Raw genomic sequence first — 15795 nt, forward strand, 5'->3', positions numbered from 1 at the left:
GGCATGAGCCTCCCTCTGGTCCTCTCCCTGCTTGCCTGCCTTGCGGCCCTTCTCGCCAGCTGGGCCGCCCTGCGACGGGCCCCGGCGGACCCTGCGCTGTTCGAGGCGCTGCGGCGCCACGCCGAGGAACTGGCCTCGAGAAACCGCGCCGAATCCCACCAGGCGCTCGCGGCGCAGATCCACCCCCTGGTGGCAGAGCTCGGTGAACTTCGGGCGGCCCAGGCCGAGAAGCTGGCGGAGGGTTTCCGCCAGTTCACCCTCGCAATCCAGGAGGCGCTCCGGGCCTCACGGTCGGAGCAGGCGGTCCAGCTGGGGCTGGTCCAGCAGCAGGTCCAGCAGCGGCTGGAGGCCCTCCAGGCATCCAACGAGGCAAAACTCGAGCAGATGCGCCGTACCGTGGATGAGCAGCTGCACGAGGCGCTGGAGAAGCGCCTGGGCGAGAGCTTCAACCTGGTGGCGCAGCGGCTGGAACAGGTCCAGCGGGGGCTGGGCGAAATGCAGGGGCTGGCCCAGGATGTGGGCGGCCTGAAGCGGGCACTGACCAACGTGAAGGCCCGGGGCGTCCTCGGCGAGGCCCAGCTGGGGGCGCTGCTGGAGCAGTTCCTCTCTCCGGGCCAGTACCAGGCCAATGTCCACATCCGGCCGCGATCGCCCGAAGTGGTCGAATTCGCGGTGAAGCTGCCGGGGCCTGACGAGAATGGCCCGGTGTGGCTGCCCATCGACGCCAAGTTCCCCCTGGAGGACTACCAGCGCCTGATGGAAGCCTACGAGGTGGGTGACCTCGTGGCTGTGGAGGCCGCGGGACGGGCCCTGGAGGTGAGGCTGCTCTCCCAGGCCCGCGACATTCGCGACAAATACATCGTCCCGCCCCAGAGCACGGACTTCGGCCTGCTCTTCCTCCCCTTCGAGGGGCTCTACGCGGAGGTGCTCCGCCGACCAGGCCTGTTCGAGCGGCTGCAGCGGGAATGCAAGGTCATCCTGGTCGGTCCCACCACGCTCACCGCCTTCCTCAACAGCCTCCAGGTGGGCTTCAAGACTCTGGCCATCAGCCGGCAGACCAGCGAGATCTGGAAGGTGCTCGGACAGGTGAAGGCCGAGTTCGGCCGGTTCGGGGTGGCCCTGGCGGCGGTCCAGAAGAAACTGGAGGAGGCCAGTGGCAAGCTGGGCGATGTCGCCGCCCGGCGGGACCAGATGGAAAAGAAGTTGGCCGGAGTGGAGGCAGCCCCGGAGGTCGGTTCTGTGGGCCTGCTGGACGATTCTTCCAATGAAAGCGTGCCTGTTTTGTCCAATTTGAATGAATAATTCACTTCACAAATCGACGGATTGCCTTAGGATACGGGCCAATCCGGGGGTGTGATGCTGAAGGGACGTGAACGTCACGGGGCAGGCGAGGTGATTGCCGTCGACCGGAACTATGTCCCCATGCAGGAAGTCAGCCGGAGGCGGGCCCTCTGTGCCGTGGTGGCGGGACGCGCCCATGTGCTCAATCCGGCGACCTTCGAACGGCACCGGAACCTCGATGGGAGCCTGGAGCTCATCATCTTTCCGCATGCCCAGGCCTGCAGCGATTCCAAGCTCCTGATCGGCCGCCTGGAGCGCCGGGTGCTGCGTCGGGACCACTACCTCTGCCAGTACGAGGGCTGCCAGCGGAAGGCCACGACTGTGGATCACGTGATCCCCCTCTGCCAGGGCGGTTCCACCACCTGGCAGAACCTGGTGGGCTGTTGCCTGGCCTGCAACCAGGTGAAGGGCGGCCGCACACCCGATCAGGCCGGTATGGTCCTCAAGCGCCAGCCCAAGGGCCCCCGAGCGCACCTCTTCGAGCGTTTCGAAGAGCTGCTCAAACGGGCCAGCGCGGCCTGATCAGCCACTCATCATCCCGTGATGGCGCGGGTCTTCAGGACCAGCTCTGCCCACTCCCGGGCCGGGTCGCTGCGCCGGGTGATGCCCCCTCCGGCCCAGTAGGTGAGGGCTCCCCCGGCGATCTGGGCTGTGCGGATGGGCAGGGCCAGATCCAGGTCGCCGCTGGGAGCGATCCAGCCCAGGGCTCCGCAGTAGAAGCCGCGGGGCGCGGCTTCGGTGCGGGCCAGGTGCCCGCAGACCGCATGCTTGGGCGCGCCCGTGACGCTGCCGCCGGGGAGGACCGAGCGCAACAGGTCCGCCAGGCCCAGCGCTGGGCGGGCCTCAGCCTCCACGGTGCTGACGAGGTGCTGCACGGTGGGGTAGGGCTCCACGGCCATGGGATGGGAGACTCGCACACTGCCGGTCCGGGCCACGCGGCCCAGGTCGTTGCGCACCAGATCCAGGATCATGGTGTGCTCGGCCCGTTCTTTGGGGTCCGCGGTCAGGGCCTCCGCGGCCCGCCGGTCCCGGTCCGCGTCCCCGGTGAGAGGGACGGTGCCCTTGATGGGCTGGGACCAGAGGCGGTCCCCCCGGCGGGACAGGAGTCGTTCCATGCTCAGGCAGAGGAGGTGGAGGTCGCCGAGGTCCAGGAGGGCGCCGAAGGGAGGACGGGCCCGGCCGAAGGCTCCCAAGGCCAGCTCCACCGGATCTCCATGAAATGTCGAACCAAAAGGAACACAGAGGTTGGCCACGTAGAACCCGCCTTCGAGGATGCACTCCCGGAGCGTCTCGACCGCGGCCCGATGGTCGGATTCGGCCCAGCGGGGAAGCAGGTCCAGGGGGGTGGAGGCGGGAACTGAGCAGGCTCCGGTTCGGAGGCCGGTCTCCCAGGTCCGCGGATCCGGGGGCTGCTCGCCCCAGGACCACAACTCGGCCTCATCCCCCTGCACGCGCAGGGCCTGCCCGATGGCCCGCCAGTGCTGCCCCAGGGTGCCGGGAGCCAGCTCCTGGCGGGGCAGAGCGGCCTCATCGCAGGCCAGCTCGAAGGAGGCGGCGCCGATCCAGGGTCCCGGATGCCCTGGAAGGGCGGAAGCCAGGGCTTCCCAGGGAGTTCCGGGACGGATCCGGCCGCCCAGGTGGGTGGTCCAGGCTGAACCGGACCAACGGGAGGTGAGGGTCACGCTGTCGGGAAGGCCCAGGATTCCGTCTCCAGTGCCGCCGGTGTGGAGCCAGGCGGCCCCCCGCCGGAGGAGATCTCGCGCGCAGGCGGGCCAGGGGCCCGGGAGGGGGAAGGGTCGGCGGTGCCGGGGGGCGAGATCCATGGAGACCATCTTCCCATTGGTTTCCGGAACTGACTCTATCCCCTAGTGTTGAAAAAGGTGTCACTAATAAATTGCTTGGCCGTGACAAATAGCGATGCAAAACAGGCTTTTCTTTTTTTTCAACAGGACTTAGGCTCTTGAACCAGGAGGAACTCCCATGCCTTCAGTGGATATCAGTTCTCAGACCGGAAAAGATTTCGCCGGAGATGCGTTGATCGTTCCGGTGTTCTCCGGGCGCGAACGCCATCGTCTGCCGCTTGCCATCAGCAAGGTTGCGCGCCAGGTGATGGACGAGGAGGATTTCAAGGCTGACTATCTCGAAGTTGTGCCGCTGCATCACCCCAATGGTGTCAAGGAGAGCCGTTGGATGGTGCTGGTCGGCCTGGGCGATGAAGAGAAGGTGACTCTCAACAAGATCCGCAAGGCCGTGGGAACGGCCGGCCGCTTCTGCCTGAAGAAGAAGTGGAAGAAGATCGGCGTGCTGTCCCCGTCCACCTCCACGATGGACCACGATGCGGTGCAGGCCGCCGTGGCAGAGGGCGCGCTGCTCGCGAACTACGATCTGGTGACCTTCAAGGGCGGCAAGCAGGAGGCCAAGCAGTTCTCGTCCATCGAGATCTTCACCAACGGGGATGACACGCGCAAGGCCCGCCGCAAGCTGCCCATCATCGAGGCTGGCGTCACCGCCTGCCACCGGGTCCGTGACCTGGCCAACACCCCTGCCGGCGATCTCTATCCCGAGGTGTTCGCCGACTTGGCCGTGAAGCTGGCCAAGCAGCACAAGCTCCACTGCGAGGTGCTGGATGTGCCGGCCCTGGAGAAGGGCGGATTCCGCTCGGTACTGGCCGTCGGCCAGGGCAGCGTGCGCCCCCCCCGCGTGGTGAAGCTTGAGTACAAGCCCAAGGAGAAACCCAAGAAGCATGTGGTGCTGGTGGGGAAGGGCGTCTGCTTCGACTCGGGCGGCCTGTCCCTCAAGGATGCCTCCGGCATGGAGACCATGAAGGACGACATGACCGGGGCCGCCATCGTCCTGGCCACCCTCGCCGCCTGCGCCCAGCTGGAGGTTCCGGTGCAGGTGACCGGCCTCCTCGGCCTGGTGGAGAACATGCCGTCGGGCTCCAGCTACAAGCCCGGTGATGTCCTTCGCAGCCGGAGCGGCAAGACCATCGAAGTGCTCAACACCGACGCCGAGGGCCGGCTGGTGCTGGCGGACCTGCTCCACTACGCCGGGGAGCTGGGCGCGGACCATGTGGTGGACCTGGCCACGCTCACGGGCGCCGCACTCATCGCCATGGGCGATGGCGTCTCCGCGGTCATGGGCACGGACCAGAAGCTGGTGGACCGGCTCCTGGATGCCGGGAGCGCCGCGGGCGAGCACCTCTGGCAGCTTCCCCTGGTGGAGGAGTACACCGAGCTGCTCAAGAGCCCGCTGGCTGACCTGAAGAACATCACCGGCATCCGCTGGGGCGGGACCATCACGGCGGGGCTCTTCCTCCGGGAGTTCGTGGGCAGCGCCTCCTGGGCCCACATCGACCTGGCCGGCAGCTGGTCGGGCAAGGAGCGGGACTATCGCACCCACGGCGCCAGCGGGGAGGGCCCTCGGTTCCTCCTGGAATGGCTCATGGATTGATCCCGGGGCGCGAGACTGGGCCAAGGGGGGCATCGCCCCCCTTTTTTTCAAATGGGTGAAGATATCCCTCTTGACCGGGAGGCACGGATGGGGATTTATTGAGGACTGCCTTCAACCTACCTGAGTGCCCAACCCCCTCGGAGTTCCCATGGAAGCGATGGAGACCCTTACCAAGGCTGACCTCTCCCGGCACCTGATGGAGCGGCTCGAACTCGGGAAGAAGGATGCGGATCTCCTGGTGAACACCTTCCTGGAGAGCATCATCGAATCCCTCAAGACCGGCGAAGGCGTGGAACTGCGCGGCTTCGGGAGCTTCCGCCTGCGCGACCGGCGGGCCCGCCAGGGCCGGAACCCCCGCAGTGGGGAGAGCATCCAGGTTCCCCCCAAGCGCGTGGTCTATTTCAAGCTGGGCAAGGAACTGCGCAGCAAGTTGATCGACGAGTAGACCGTCCAACCCACCCTCCAGGGAGTCCCCATGCGTTTCCGCAAGCTGCTCCTCGCCCTGCTGGCCGTCGTGGCTGTCGCGACACCCGCCCTGGCCCAGAAGAAGATGTCCAAGGAGGAGAAGGCGAAGCTGCCCCGCATCGCGATCCTCGAATTCAAGGCCGCTCCCGACGCGTGGCACGGCTGGCGCTTCGGCGGCTGGGGCAACCAGATGAGCACCATCTCCAACCAGCTCCGCGACCTCTTCACCACCGAGATCATGGAGAAGGGGCGGAACAAGATCCGCGTCATCGAGCGTGAGCGGCTGTCCGAGATCCGCGAGGAACTGAACTTCCAGCAGAGCGGCGAGGTCGATACCGCCACGGTGCAGAAGATCGGCAAGCTGCTGGGCGTGAAATACGTGATGACCGGCAAGATCACGCGCTTCGCCTACAAGGAGGGCGGCTTCGGCACCGGCTGGGGCGTGGGCGCCCTGGTGAGCAAGGTCACGGGCGACGGCATGGCCGGCGCGGTGGCCGGGAGCGTGAATGTGAAGAAGGCCTCGTTCACGGGCCGTCTGGACATCCGCCTCATCGAGGTGGAGACGGGCGAGATCCTGGGCGCCTGGAAGGATGAGGACAAGATCTCCGACACCAGCGTGAAGGTGGCCGGCACCGGCGCCGAAGTGCAGTACGACGAGGAGCTGGTGAACAAGGTCTTCGAGCCCATCGTCCAGCGCATCACCCCCAAGCTGCTGCGCGCCACGGTCGCGGCCCACGAAGAGGACTAAGTCCTCAGCCGGTTCAGGGATTCATGGGGGGCCTTCCGGGTCCCCCAGTTGTGTCCGGGAACCAGCTGCCCACGGCTTCCCGGATGGTTCCGGCGTAGGCCGGCCCCAGGACCTCCGCGCAATGCAGGTGCCAGGTGGGCACCTCGATCACCCGGATCGAGGCGAAGCGCGCGGCCACGGCCCGCTGGACCGCCGGAGGCGCGAGCCGGTCCTGGGTGGCGAGGAAGCACACGCTGGGCGTGGCGAAGCGAAGGTCTCCGGTGCGGTGCAGGAGATCCGTCGCCGCGGGATCGTAGGCGCCCATGCGCCCTGCGGCCCAGCTGGCCAAGGCCCCGATCGGTGGGGCGAGGCCATGCCACCAGCGGTCCTCGGGTCCGCGCACCAGCCGCTCGGCGAAGCTCCGGCTGCTGGCGGGGGCGCCTTCCCAGATGAGCCCCGCGAGGGGCCCACGGCCTTCCCGCTCCAGGTCGGCCAAGGCCATCAGGCCCACGGACGCACCCAGGCTCCGGCCCAGCAGGAGGATCCTCCTGCGGGGGATCCCCGAGGCCTCCAGGTGATGGACGATGCGGACCACATCCCGGGATTCGGCCACGCCGAAGGTCACGGCCGGGGCCGGCCCTCCGGCCCGGAGGGCATCGTCCCGCCGCCGGTAGGTGAAGATCGCGGCATCCAGGCCCGGAAACCATTTCAGGGCCGGGCTGGTGCCCCAGCGGTCGTCGCCGAAACCATGGAGCAGCAGCACCACGCCTGGAGACGGGGCCTTGCGCTGGAGGCGCCAGAGCTGCAGGCCCTCCACTTCCTCCGAGGTCCAGATCCCGCCGGGGTCCCCATCGCTGCCCGCGGCGAGGTCGCGGTAGGTGCCCTCCACGCGGATCAGGGGTTGGGGGCGGTAGAAGGGCGGGTCCACCAGTTCCCGGGCGACCATCCGGGCTTTCCAGGCCACGAAGGTCCCCACCGCCAGCAAGGGCAGGGCGGACAGGGTGATCCAGGTCCGCGGCTTCACCAGTAGCCCGTGGTGATCAGGACGTCGGCGGAAGGATCGGTGACCCGGCACTGGCAGCTGAGCCGCTGGTTTGAAGCGGCCTCGTTGCGATCCAGCGTCCGGGACTCGTGGGGGCGGGGCGGGCTCAGATGCGCCGCTCCGGCCAGAACCGTCACCAGGCACCTGGCGCAGGCGCCCTGGCCCGAGCAGGCCGAAGCCACCGGCAGGCCTCCGGCCACGCAGCGCCCCATCAGGGTTCCCCGCCCGCCGATGACGAGATCCGCCCGGCGGGTGCGGGCCACCAGTGCCATCGCTACTTGGCGAGTGTCGCGGTCACGCCCGGCAGGCCCTCAGCGGTGGGCAGGGGGTCGGGCTTGCCGTAGAGCACGGCGTTCAGTTTCTGGACCAGGGTGATCTGGTAGACCCCCTTATCGGCGCCCATCTCCACCTCACCCAGATCGGGGCTGAAGGTTTCCCGCTGGCTGGTGAGGAAGAACCGGTGCTTGCCGGAGGCGAGGCCCTTCACCACGAGGCTGGTCGCGCCTTTCGGCAGCTGCTGGACCGGGATGCGCGAGCCATCGAGGCTCAGTTCCACGGGGCCCTGCACCTTGTGGGTGAACCGGAAGACGACCGTTCCCGCCGGGATCGGGGACCTGGGAGTCAGGGGAACCTTGCGGCACCCCAGGTAGGACATGGATCCCAGCAGCACCAGGGCGGGAACGAGGGGGTGAAGCTTCATGAAACCTCCGGATCCTTGATGATATGCGATGAGGGGCCTCGAGGTCTCAGGAGCCGACGCGGAAGAAGTTCATGCTGACTCCGGGGGGAGGGGCTTCTATTCTGGGGGATTGAACCCGAGAGGTGAACCATGACCCGTGTGCTCTTCCAGACCGACAAGGGCGATATCAACCTGGAGCTCTTCCCGAAGGAGGCCCCGGGTACCGTGGCGAACTTCGTGAAGCTCATCGAAGCCGGTTTCTACGACGGCCTGGCCTTCCACCGCGTCATTCCCGATTTCGTCATCCAGGGTGGGTGCCCCAACACCAAGCCCGGCGCCTCGGGCATGCCCGGGACCGGTGGCCCCGGCTGGAAGATCAAGTGCGAGACGGCGGGCAACCCCCACCAGCACAAGCTGGGCGCCCTCTCCATGGCCCACGCCGGAAAGGACACGGGCGGCAGCCAGTTCTTCGTGGTGAACGGCGACCGCCGCAACGTCCAGCACCTCGACGGCGTGCACACGGTCTTCGGCCAGTGCGTGTCCGATGCGGACATCAAGGTGGTCCAGGCCATCAGGGCCAACGACCGCATCCTCAAGGCGACGGTGGTCGAGGCTTAGGTTTCATCTGGATCATGGAAACAGGGCGGCCCGGCCGCCCTGTTTCCATGATGGAGGGGAAGGGCATGGACAAGAAGGTCCGCTGCGGATGGTGTGGCGAGGATCCGCTCTACATCGCCTACCACGACGAGGAATGGGGCGTCCCCCAGCACGACGACCGGCGCCTCTTCGAGAAGCTGGTGCTGGAAGGGGCCCAGGCCGGGCTCAGCTGGATCACGGTGCTGCGCAAGCGGGAGGCCTACCGGCGGGTCTTCCACGGATTCGACCCGGTCAAGGTCGCGGCGATGACCGATGCCGAGCTGGAGACCGCCCTCCAGGACCCGGGCATTGTGCGGAACCGCCTGAAGGTCCTCTCTGCCCGGAAGAACGCTCATGCCTTCCTGGCGGTGCAGCGGGAATTCGGCAGCTTCGACACCTTCCTGTGGCCCTTCGTGGGCGGAGCCCCGAAAGTGAACCATCCCCGCACTCTGGCGGAGGTTCCGGCCGTGTCCCCGGAGGCCGAGGCCCTGAGCCGGGCGCTCAAGAAGCGGGGCTTCACCTTCGTGGGGCCCACGATCATGTACGCCTACCTGCAGTCCCTGGGCCTCGTGAATGACCACCTGGCCACCTGCTGGAAGCGCCAGGGGCCTGACTCGCTGTAGACTGGAAGGCTCGGAGTTCCCGTGTCCAAGCCCTTCTACATCACCACGCCCATCTACTACGTCAACGACCGCCCGCACATCGGCCACACCTACACGACGGTGCTGGCGGATGTGATCGCCCGGTTCCACCGCATGCGCGGTGAGGAGGTCTACTTCCTGACGGGCACGGACGAACACGGCCAGAAGGTGGAGAAGGCCGCCGCGGCCCGGGGCATCACGCCCAAGCAGCTGGCCGACGAGGTGGTGGCCAACTACACGGACCTCTGGCAGCGCATGGGCATGACGCACTTCCGCTTCATCCGCACCACGGACGAGGACCACAAGGCCCAGGTGCAGCGCCTCTTCAAGCGCCTGCTGGACAAGGGCGACATCTACAAGGCCACCTACAAGGGCCTCTACTCGGTCAGCGACGAGGCCTATGTCACGGAGACCCAGGCCAAGGAGTTGCAGGCCCAGGGTCTTGCCCACCAGCTGGTGGAGCTGGAGGAGGAGACCTACTTCTTCCGCCTGAGCGCCTATCAGGATCGCCTGCTGAAGTACTACGAGGAGCACCCGGAGTTCGTCCAGCCGGACTTCCGCTTCAACGAGGTGAAGCGCTTCGTGGAGGGCGGCCTGCAGGACCTCTCCATCAGCCGCACCAGCATCAGCTGGGGCATTCCCGTGCCCGGCGACGAGAAGCATGTCATCTACGTGTGGTTCGATGCCCTCCTGAACTACCTCACGGGCTGCCCGGTCAACACCTGGCCCCCGGACCTCCAGCTTGTGGGCAAGGACATCCTGCGTTTCCACGCCGTGTACTGGCCGGCCTTCCTCATGGCGGCGGGCATGTTCCAGCCCACGACCATCCTGGCCCACGGCTGGTGGCTCATGGGCGAGGACAAGATGTCCAAGAGCAAGGGCAACGTGGTGCGCCCCGACACCCTGCTGCGCTTCGGCAACGACGCGCTCCGCTTCTACTTCATGCGCGACATGCAGGTGGGCCATGACCGCGGCTTCAGCTACGAGGGATTCATGGATCGGCTCAACGCCGATCTGGCCAACGGCCTGGGCAACCTGGCCTCCCGCACCCTGAGCATGATCCAGCGCTATCGCGGCGGCGTCGTACCCACGCCCACGGTCATGGACGAGCTCGACCGTGAGATGGCCCAGCAGCTGCTGGCTGTGTTCCCCGAGTACCTGGAGCAGGCGCGGGCGAACAATTTCCACGGCGCCCTGGACACCCTGTGGACCTACCTGCGGACCCTGGACGGCTACATCGTGAAGGCCGAACCCTGGAAGCTGGCCAAGGACCCCGCCAACGATCCCAAGCTGGACGCCGTGCTGGCCATCCTCTACCGGGCCCTGCGCGCCACGGCCCTGCTGGTGGCCCCCGTGATGCCCGAGCTGGCCCAGACCCTGTGGGAAAGCCTGGGCCACGGCACCAAGGTCGCGGACCGCACCTTCCACGGCTTCGCCCTGGACGGCCCCGCCAGCGGCCCCATCGGCGATCCGAAGCCCCTGTTCCAGCGCATCGACAAGGAGAAGGAAATGAGCGAATTGGAAGCTTCCGCCGCATCGGCCGAGGTGAAACCCACCCTGGACGTGCCGGAGATCCGCGAGACCGTGGATGCGGACACCTTCTTCAAGGTGGACCTGCGGGTGGGGAAGGTCCTCGAGGCTGAGCGTGTGCCCAAGAGCGACAAGCTCATCAAGATGAGGGTCGACATCGGGCTCGAGCAGCGCACCATCGTGGGCGGCATCGGCAAGGCCTACGAGCCGGCGGATCTGCTGAACCGCCTTGTGGTCGTGGTGGCGAACCTCGCGCCCCGCAAGCTCATGGGCATCGAGAGCCACGGCATGCTGCTGGCCGCCAGTGACAGTGCCAGCAAGCCTTACCTGGTGGCACCGCCGGCCGACGCCCTGCCCGGGTTCCTGGTGAAGTGAAACAGCCGGTCTTCAGCTTCGAGGCCGAGCTCCTCACCGATGCCCCCTACGATCACATCGTCGGGCGGCTGCGGGAGAGGGCTCCAGAGGCCTTCAAGAGCCTGGGCTCCCTGAAGCGCTGGGCGCCGGTCGAGGAGCGCGAGGGCCGCCTGGAGCTGACCTGGACGCGCCGGGTGGCGGGCGCGGTGGAATCCGGACGACTGACCGTCGCCCCGGACCCCAAGGGCGCCCACCTCCAGCTCGAGGGCCGCATGAAGGGCTGGTCGGCCTTCCTGCTGTTCGGCCTGCTGCGCTGGCGGACGGATCGTCTGCTGGACCGGTTCGTGGAGGAACTGTGAAGCCCGTGCTCTGGATGAAGTCGAGCTGCACCACCTGCCGCAACGCCAAGGCGAAGCTGGCGGAGCTGGGCCTCGAGGTGGAGGTCCGCGACTACTTCAAGAAGCCGCTGGAGGCTGGAGAACTGGAGCATCTGCTCCCCGCGGACCCCGCGCCCATGCTGGGGACGAAAAGTCCCAAGTACAAGGAACTCGGCCTGAAGGACCGCCATCTGTCCAAGGCCGAGGCCATCTCCCTGATGGTGCAGGACAACAACCTGCTCAAGCGGCCCATCCTGGTGCACCCCAAGGGCACAGTCATTGGTTTCGATGCGGAAGCTTATGCGAGACTGGTCCGCTGAAGGAGGACGCATGCGCTTCTACAGCTGGAACGTGAACGGCTTCCGGTCGGTCCTGAAGAAGGGCTTCATGGACTGGCTGGAAGAGACGGAACCCGAGGTGCTCTCCCTCCAGGAGATCCGGTGCGAGTGGGAGGAGGCGGACCTGGGCGTGCGGCGCCAGATCGAGAGCGCCTACGACGTGTGCTGGTTCCCCGCCACGAGCAAGAAGGGCTACGCGGGCTCGGCCACCCTCTCGAAAAAGGAGCTGGGCTTCACCCACGCCAAGGGTCTGGGCATCGACGGCTACGACGCCGAAGGCCGCATGATCGTCTCGCGGAAGGACAAGCTCGTCTTCATCGGCGGCTACTTCCCGAACGCCTCCCAGGGGCTGGTGCGCCTCCCCTTCAAGCGCCAGTTCGCCCGGGATCTCGCCGCCATCGTGGCCAAACACCACCAGGCCGGGGATCAGGTGATCCTCACCGGCGACATGAATGTGGCCCCGGAGGAGATCGACCTGGCGCGTCCCAAGGACAACACCAAGAATCCGGGCTTTACGCCTGAGGAGCGCGAGGACTTCAAGCTCTACCTGGGCGCCGGGCTCGCGGATGTGCTGCGGGAGCGTAACCCCGACGTGCCCGGCCTCTACACCTGGTGGACGGCCCGGGGGGGCGCCCGGGAGCGGAATGTGGGATGGAGGATCGACCTGTTCCTCGCCAGCCGGACGCTGCTGGACCGCGTGAAGGACACCCGCATCCATGCCGAGGTGCTGGGTTCGGACCACTGCCCCATCAGCCTTGAATTGCTTTGATCTGGTTCTGACGGCAAAAGGAGAGGGCCCCGACCGGGGCCCTCTCCTTTTGCCGCGAACGACGGCTAGTGGATCTTCTTGAGGGAGGGATCCTTGAGCATCTCCCTGGCAGTCGCGGCGTTCTTGCCGGCGGGCGCGAGCTCGATGTACTTCTCGAGGTGCTGCTTGGTGCCCCGCAAATTGTTTTCGCCGAATTCGACCATGGCCAGCAGGTAGTGCGCCTCGGCGTACTTCGGATCGACCTCCAGGACCTTCAGCAGCTGGGTCTTCGCCTCCCTGGTCTTGCCGGCATTGAAGGCCTCGACCCCCTTGTTGTAGATCAGGTCCGGGTTGGGCCCCTGGATGGCCTCCAGCATGGCGGTGTACTTCTGCTCGGCCGCCTTGTCGGCCTTGGCCTTGCTGGTCTCGATGAGGCCGGCGATCACGCGCTCGTCCTTCGGGTTCCGCTCGAGGGCCTTCAGGAGGTACGGCTCAGCCTCCTCCTTCTTGGTGCCGGCCTGGGCGATGCAGATGCCCAGCACACGCTCGATCTTCAGGAGCTCGGGCGCAAGCTCCGTCTTGGTCGTCTCATCCTTCAGCTTCGTCATGGCCTCGGTCAGGGTCTTGTAGGCCTTGTCCACCTGAGGGAGGGCCTCCTCGTACTTGCCTTCGTTGTAGAGGGGGATGGCGGCGTTGAAGGCATCGCGGCCCTCGGCATCCAGGGCGGCGCCGGGGTCCTCGGGCGTGGCCTGGGTCCCGCCGGTCGCGGGGGCGGCCGTCCGGGCCTCGGCCGGAGTCAGGAGGGTGATGTTCTTCACCAGGACATCGGCGAGGGGGATCTTGACGATTTCCTTGAAGTCCACGTAGCCAGGCGCGCTGACGGTCATCTCGAATTCCTTGGGCTCGAGACCCACCTGGAGGAAGTTGCCGCTCTTGTCGGGGAACAGGTCCTTGGTCCAGGCCCGGTCGGTCCGCTTGAGGTTGACCTTGGCACCGGGGACGGGCTTGCCCTCCTTGTTGAGGACCTTTCCGGAGATGCGGCCTGTCTGCTCTGCCTGGACAGAGAGGCAGAGGACCGGGAGCATGAGGGCGAGAACGAGGCGTCGCATGGGGCTTCCTCCAAACCCATCCATCGTTCCACAGGGTCGCTTCTGCGCCGAGTGCTTTTCGTCAAAAAGGCGCTTTGCCGGTCTCCCGTTCCCCGGCGAGGTGAGGCAACTCGGGCCGGATGCAGGAAAATTCGGGCTGTGGTAGGCTTCCCGGCAGACAAGTCCTGAAAGTGTTCGAGGTAGTCCATGAATCAAGCGGTGCCGGAAGCCTCCTTGACCGCCCTGATGCATCTCCTGACAGAACAGGCGCTTATGGCCCTTGGTGTGCCGCATCCCCTGATGAAGGAAGTCCCGCCTGCCAATCCGGCTGTGGCGAGGTTCTATGTGGACCTTCTCGGAGTGCTCAAGGAGAAGACCGAGGGCTCCCGGGATGACGCGGAGACGCGCCAGCTTGAGGACCTCCTCTATGGCCTCCGCATGCGGCTGATGGACCTCAAACCGGCCGCGAGCGCTCCCGCAGGCCCCAAGCCATGAGTCGCGGAAGGATGGCCCTGGGTCTCATCCACCTTGTGCGCACGGCCACCCTGACCGGCTTGGTGGGGCTTACAGCCCTGCAGGCCGCGCCCAAGCCCGAGGCACCCAAGCCCCCCCCGGCCCCTCCGGTCACCGCGACGGAAGCAGCCATCGCCCTCAGTCATCGCGCCAACCATCTGTTCGAGGCTGTTTCGAAGGGCGATCCGGAGGCGGTGCGGGCCGCCCAGCTGGAAGTCGAGGCCCTCCGGCGCACCTACTCCACCATGGATGTCATGCCCCTGGTGGAGGCCACGGCCCTCTGGGCACGGCAGCAAGGCGAGGTCGGAAGGCCGGCCCTCGGGTTGGAGGCGCTCCAGGCCGTGGAGCGATGGGCTCCCGATCATCCCAGCCTGCTCGGCAGCCGCATCGTGTTGATGCGGCAGGAGGGGCCGCGGGGATGGTTCTGGAGCTTCCCGGACCTCCTGCGGCTCACGCGACTGCGCCTCGAACAGCCGGCCCATCGCTGGCTCTGGTTGCTGCAGCACCTGGGGATGCTGCGACTGGCCGCGACGCTCCTGCTCTGGGGCTGGGCCCTCACCATGGGGCTGCGCTACCGCAACGTGCTGCGGCACCTCTGGGAGGAACCCCTCCAGCACAAGGGCATCGCCCCAGTGCTGGCGGCGCTGATCGGGGCGGCGATCCTGGCCGGGCCCGTGCTCCTGGGCCTGGATCCCCTGGTGGCCGCGCTGCTCTGGCTCATCCTGCTGGCGCCGTTCCTCCTGGTTTCCGAGGTGAGGATCACGGTCTTCATCATGCTGTTCCAGCTGATCCATCCCATCCTGGCGGTCATGGAACCTCTGGCCGCACGGGAACCCGCGCCCAGCATCCAGACCCTTCAACTCCAACCCCGGGTCCAGCCGATTCCCGCGGATTCACTGCGCTTGCTGCCTCCCACCGACCGGACCTTCCTGGCGGGATGGGAACAACTTCAGAACCAGCAATGGAAAGGCGCGGAGGAGACCTTCCAGAGCCTGGTCGGCCGGCATCCGGATCAGCCGGAGGTGCTGAACAACCTCGGAGTGGCCCGCTACCAGCTGGGCGATGCCGCCGGAGCTGAGCGCACCTTCCAGGAGTCCCAGCAGGCAGGGGTGCGGATGGAGGCCCTCCTCAACCAGAGCATCCTGGCCTTCAACCGGCTCGACATGGCCCTGGGAGCGTCCAAGCAGGAGGAAGCCAAGGCGGTCGCTCCCGAGGCGTATGCCCGCCTCATCGCCTTGAACGATGCCCGGAAGGAGGCGCGGACCTATCCCATGCCGCTTCCGGACACGCTGCCTCGGGCCGAGGCCCTCGCGGAAGCCGCCGGGGGGCACAAGGATGATCGGCACCCCCTCTCAGAACCGGCTCTCCAGGTGGCCCTGCTCTTGCCCCTCCTGGGAATCGGGGGCTTCCTCCTGAGGGTGCGGAGGAGCATGCGAAGGGCCCATCCGGGCCAGTGCATCCGCTGCGGCGAGCCCTACCACACCACGGACAGCCCCGATCCCGAGGTCTGTTCGAAGTGCCACCACCTCTTCGTCCTGCGGGATGGACTCCACACGGAAAGCCGCAAGAAGAAACTCGACGAGGTGGCGGTGCACCAGCGCAACACCCGCTGGATCCACAAGACCCTCATCCTCCTCCTGCCCGGATGCGATCTGGCCTTCCTGGGCGAAACCCGGGAGGGGCTGCTGGAGTTCCTCCCCTTCAGCCTGGCTGTGGGCATGGTTCTGGCCACGGGCCGATCGGTGCGGTACCCGGGCGAGATCCTTCCGGACCCAGCCTCCACCTGGCTGGCCCTCGGGGCCGTCTTCCTGGGCCTGCTCTACCTCCGTTCGTGGCTGAAGCTGCTTTTGAGGAGGGCCTGAG

Annotated in this window: 18 protein-coding genes; 13 read left to right on the forward strand and 5 right to left on the reverse strand. The window is 66.9% G+C overall.

All coding sequences use genetic code 11. From position 1 onward, the window contains the following. Positions 1-3 precede the first annotated feature (3 nt). Together MLE43_RS01400 and MLE43_RS01405 are read left to right on the forward strand one after the other, a co-directional pair. Positions 4-1302 carry a DNA recombination protein RmuC gene (locus tag MLE43_RS01400; RefSeq protein ID WP_243300987.1) on the forward strand — a complete coding sequence of 433 codons (1299 nt, stop codon included), beginning with the start codon at positions 4-6 and terminating at the stop codon, positions 1300-1302. A gap of 54 nt (positions 1303-1356) precedes the next feature. Then, positions 1357-1863, forward strand: coding sequence for an HNH endonuclease (locus tag MLE43_RS01405; RefSeq protein WP_243300988.1), 507 nt, complete (start codon positions 1357-1359; stop codon positions 1861-1863). A gap of 11 nt (positions 1864-1874) precedes the next feature. Here MLE43_RS01405 and MLE43_RS01410 read toward each other — a convergent pair whose 3' ends face one another. After that, positions 1875-3164 (reverse strand): chorismate-binding protein, encoded by a 1290-nt coding sequence (locus MLE43_RS01410; RefSeq protein WP_243300989.1) that lies wholly within the window; start codon positions 3162-3164, stop codon positions 1875-1877. 157 nt (positions 3165-3321) lie between these two features. Here MLE43_RS01410 and MLE43_RS01415 point away from each other — a divergent pair, with 157 nt between their 5' ends. The 3 genes from MLE43_RS01415 (at position 3322) to MLE43_RS01425 (ending at position 6007) form a co-directional block, all read left to right on the forward strand. Continuing rightward, positions 3322-4794: a leucyl aminopeptidase gene (locus MLE43_RS01415; protein WP_243300991.1), complete on the forward strand. Its 1473-nt coding sequence runs from the start codon at positions 3322-3324 to the stop codon at positions 4792-4794. Between the two features lie 148 nt (positions 4795-4942). Then, positions 4943-5239 (forward strand): HU family DNA-binding protein, encoded by a 297-nt coding sequence (locus MLE43_RS01420; RefSeq protein WP_026853675.1) that lies wholly within the window; start codon positions 4943-4945, stop codon positions 5237-5239. A 30-nt stretch (positions 5240-5269) separates the two neighbouring features. Then, on the forward strand, positions 5270-6007 hold the full coding sequence (locus MLE43_RS01425; protein WP_243300993.1) for a CsgG/HfaB family protein: 738 nt from the start codon (positions 5270-5272) through the stop codon (positions 6005-6007). A 13-nt stretch (positions 6008-6020) separates the two neighbouring features. Here the strand turns inward: MLE43_RS01425 and MLE43_RS01430 are convergent, their stop codons facing one another. The 3 genes from MLE43_RS01430 to MLE43_RS01440 are packed head-to-tail and all read right to left on the reverse strand — an operon-like array spanning position 6021 to position 7728. Then, complete coding sequence (locus tag MLE43_RS01430; RefSeq protein ID WP_243300994.1) at positions 6021-7010, reverse strand: alpha/beta hydrolase; 990 nt, start codon at positions 7008-7010, stop codon at positions 6021-6023. Then, complete coding sequence (locus MLE43_RS01435; RefSeq protein WP_243300999.1) at positions 7007-7300, reverse strand: 2Fe-2S iron-sulfur cluster-binding protein; 294 nt, start codon at positions 7298-7300, stop codon at positions 7007-7009. Before MLE43_RS01435 ends, MLE43_RS01430 begins: the two co-directional genes overlap by 4 nt. A 2-nt stretch (positions 7301-7302) precedes the next feature. Beyond that, on the reverse strand, positions 7303-7728 hold the full coding sequence (locus MLE43_RS01440; protein ID WP_243301000.1) for a hypothetical protein: 426 nt from the start codon (positions 7726-7728) through the stop codon (positions 7303-7305). 129 nt (positions 7729-7857) lie between these two features. On the opposite strand from MLE43_RS01440, the gene MLE43_RS01445 reads away from it, so the two are divergent. The 6 genes from MLE43_RS01445 (at position 7858) to MLE43_RS01470 (ending at position 12352) form a co-directional block, all read left to right on the forward strand. Further along, positions 7858-8325: a peptidylprolyl isomerase gene (locus MLE43_RS01445; protein WP_243301002.1), complete on the forward strand. Its 468-nt coding sequence runs from the start codon at positions 7858-7860 to the stop codon at positions 8323-8325. A 65-nt stretch (positions 8326-8390) separates the two neighbouring features. Continuing rightward, positions 8391-8966 carry a DNA-3-methyladenine glycosylase I gene (locus MLE43_RS01450; protein WP_243301004.1) on the forward strand — a complete coding sequence of 192 codons (576 nt, stop codon included), beginning with the start codon at positions 8391-8393 and terminating at the stop codon, positions 8964-8966. 21 nt (positions 8967-8987) lie between these two features. After that, entirely contained in the window at positions 8988-10889 is a 1902-nt protein-coding gene (metG, locus tag MLE43_RS01455) for a methionine--tRNA ligase (protein ID WP_243301006.1), read from the forward strand. Then, a complete protein-coding gene (locus tag MLE43_RS01460; protein ID WP_243301007.1) occupies positions 10886-11227 on the forward strand; it encodes a hypothetical protein in 342 nt (113 codons plus the stop codon). The genes metG and MLE43_RS01460 overlap by 4 nt, the downstream gene beginning before the upstream one ends. Next, the gene (locus MLE43_RS01465; protein ID WP_243301008.1) at positions 11224-11565 is read left to right on the forward strand and encodes an arsenate reductase family protein; all 342 of its coding nucleotides are present in this window, start codon (positions 11224-11226) and stop codon (positions 11563-11565) included. The genes MLE43_RS01460 and MLE43_RS01465 overlap by 4 nt, the downstream gene beginning before the upstream one ends. Positions 11566-11575: 10 nt before the next feature. Beyond that, entirely contained in the window at positions 11576-12352 is a 777-nt protein-coding gene (locus tag MLE43_RS01470; protein WP_243301009.1) for an exodeoxyribonuclease III, read from the forward strand. Positions 12353-12417: 65 nt separating this feature from the next. On the opposite strand, the gene MLE43_RS01475 is transcribed toward MLE43_RS01470, so the two are convergent. After that, complete coding sequence (locus tag MLE43_RS01475; RefSeq protein ID WP_243301010.1) at positions 12418-13440, reverse strand: carboxypeptidase-like regulatory domain-containing protein; 1023 nt, start codon at positions 13438-13440, stop codon at positions 12418-12420. Positions 13441-13626: 186 nt separating this feature from the next. On the opposite strand from MLE43_RS01475, the gene MLE43_RS01480 reads away from it, so the two are divergent. Further along, positions 13627-13914, forward strand: coding sequence for a DUF1844 domain-containing protein (locus MLE43_RS01480; RefSeq protein ID WP_275975984.1), 288 nt, complete (start codon positions 13627-13629; stop codon positions 13912-13914). A gap of 11 nt (positions 13915-13925) precedes the next feature. After that, entirely contained in the window at positions 13926-15794 is a 1869-nt protein-coding gene (locus MLE43_RS01485; RefSeq protein ID WP_243301011.1) for a tetratricopeptide repeat protein, read from the forward strand. Position 15795 lies beyond the last annotated feature (1 nt).

The sequence above is a fragment of the Geothrix oryzisoli genome, from assembly GCF_022808865.1.
Classification (GTDB): domain Bacteria; phylum Acidobacteriota; class Holophagae; order Holophagales; family Holophagaceae; genus Geothrix; species Geothrix oryzisoli.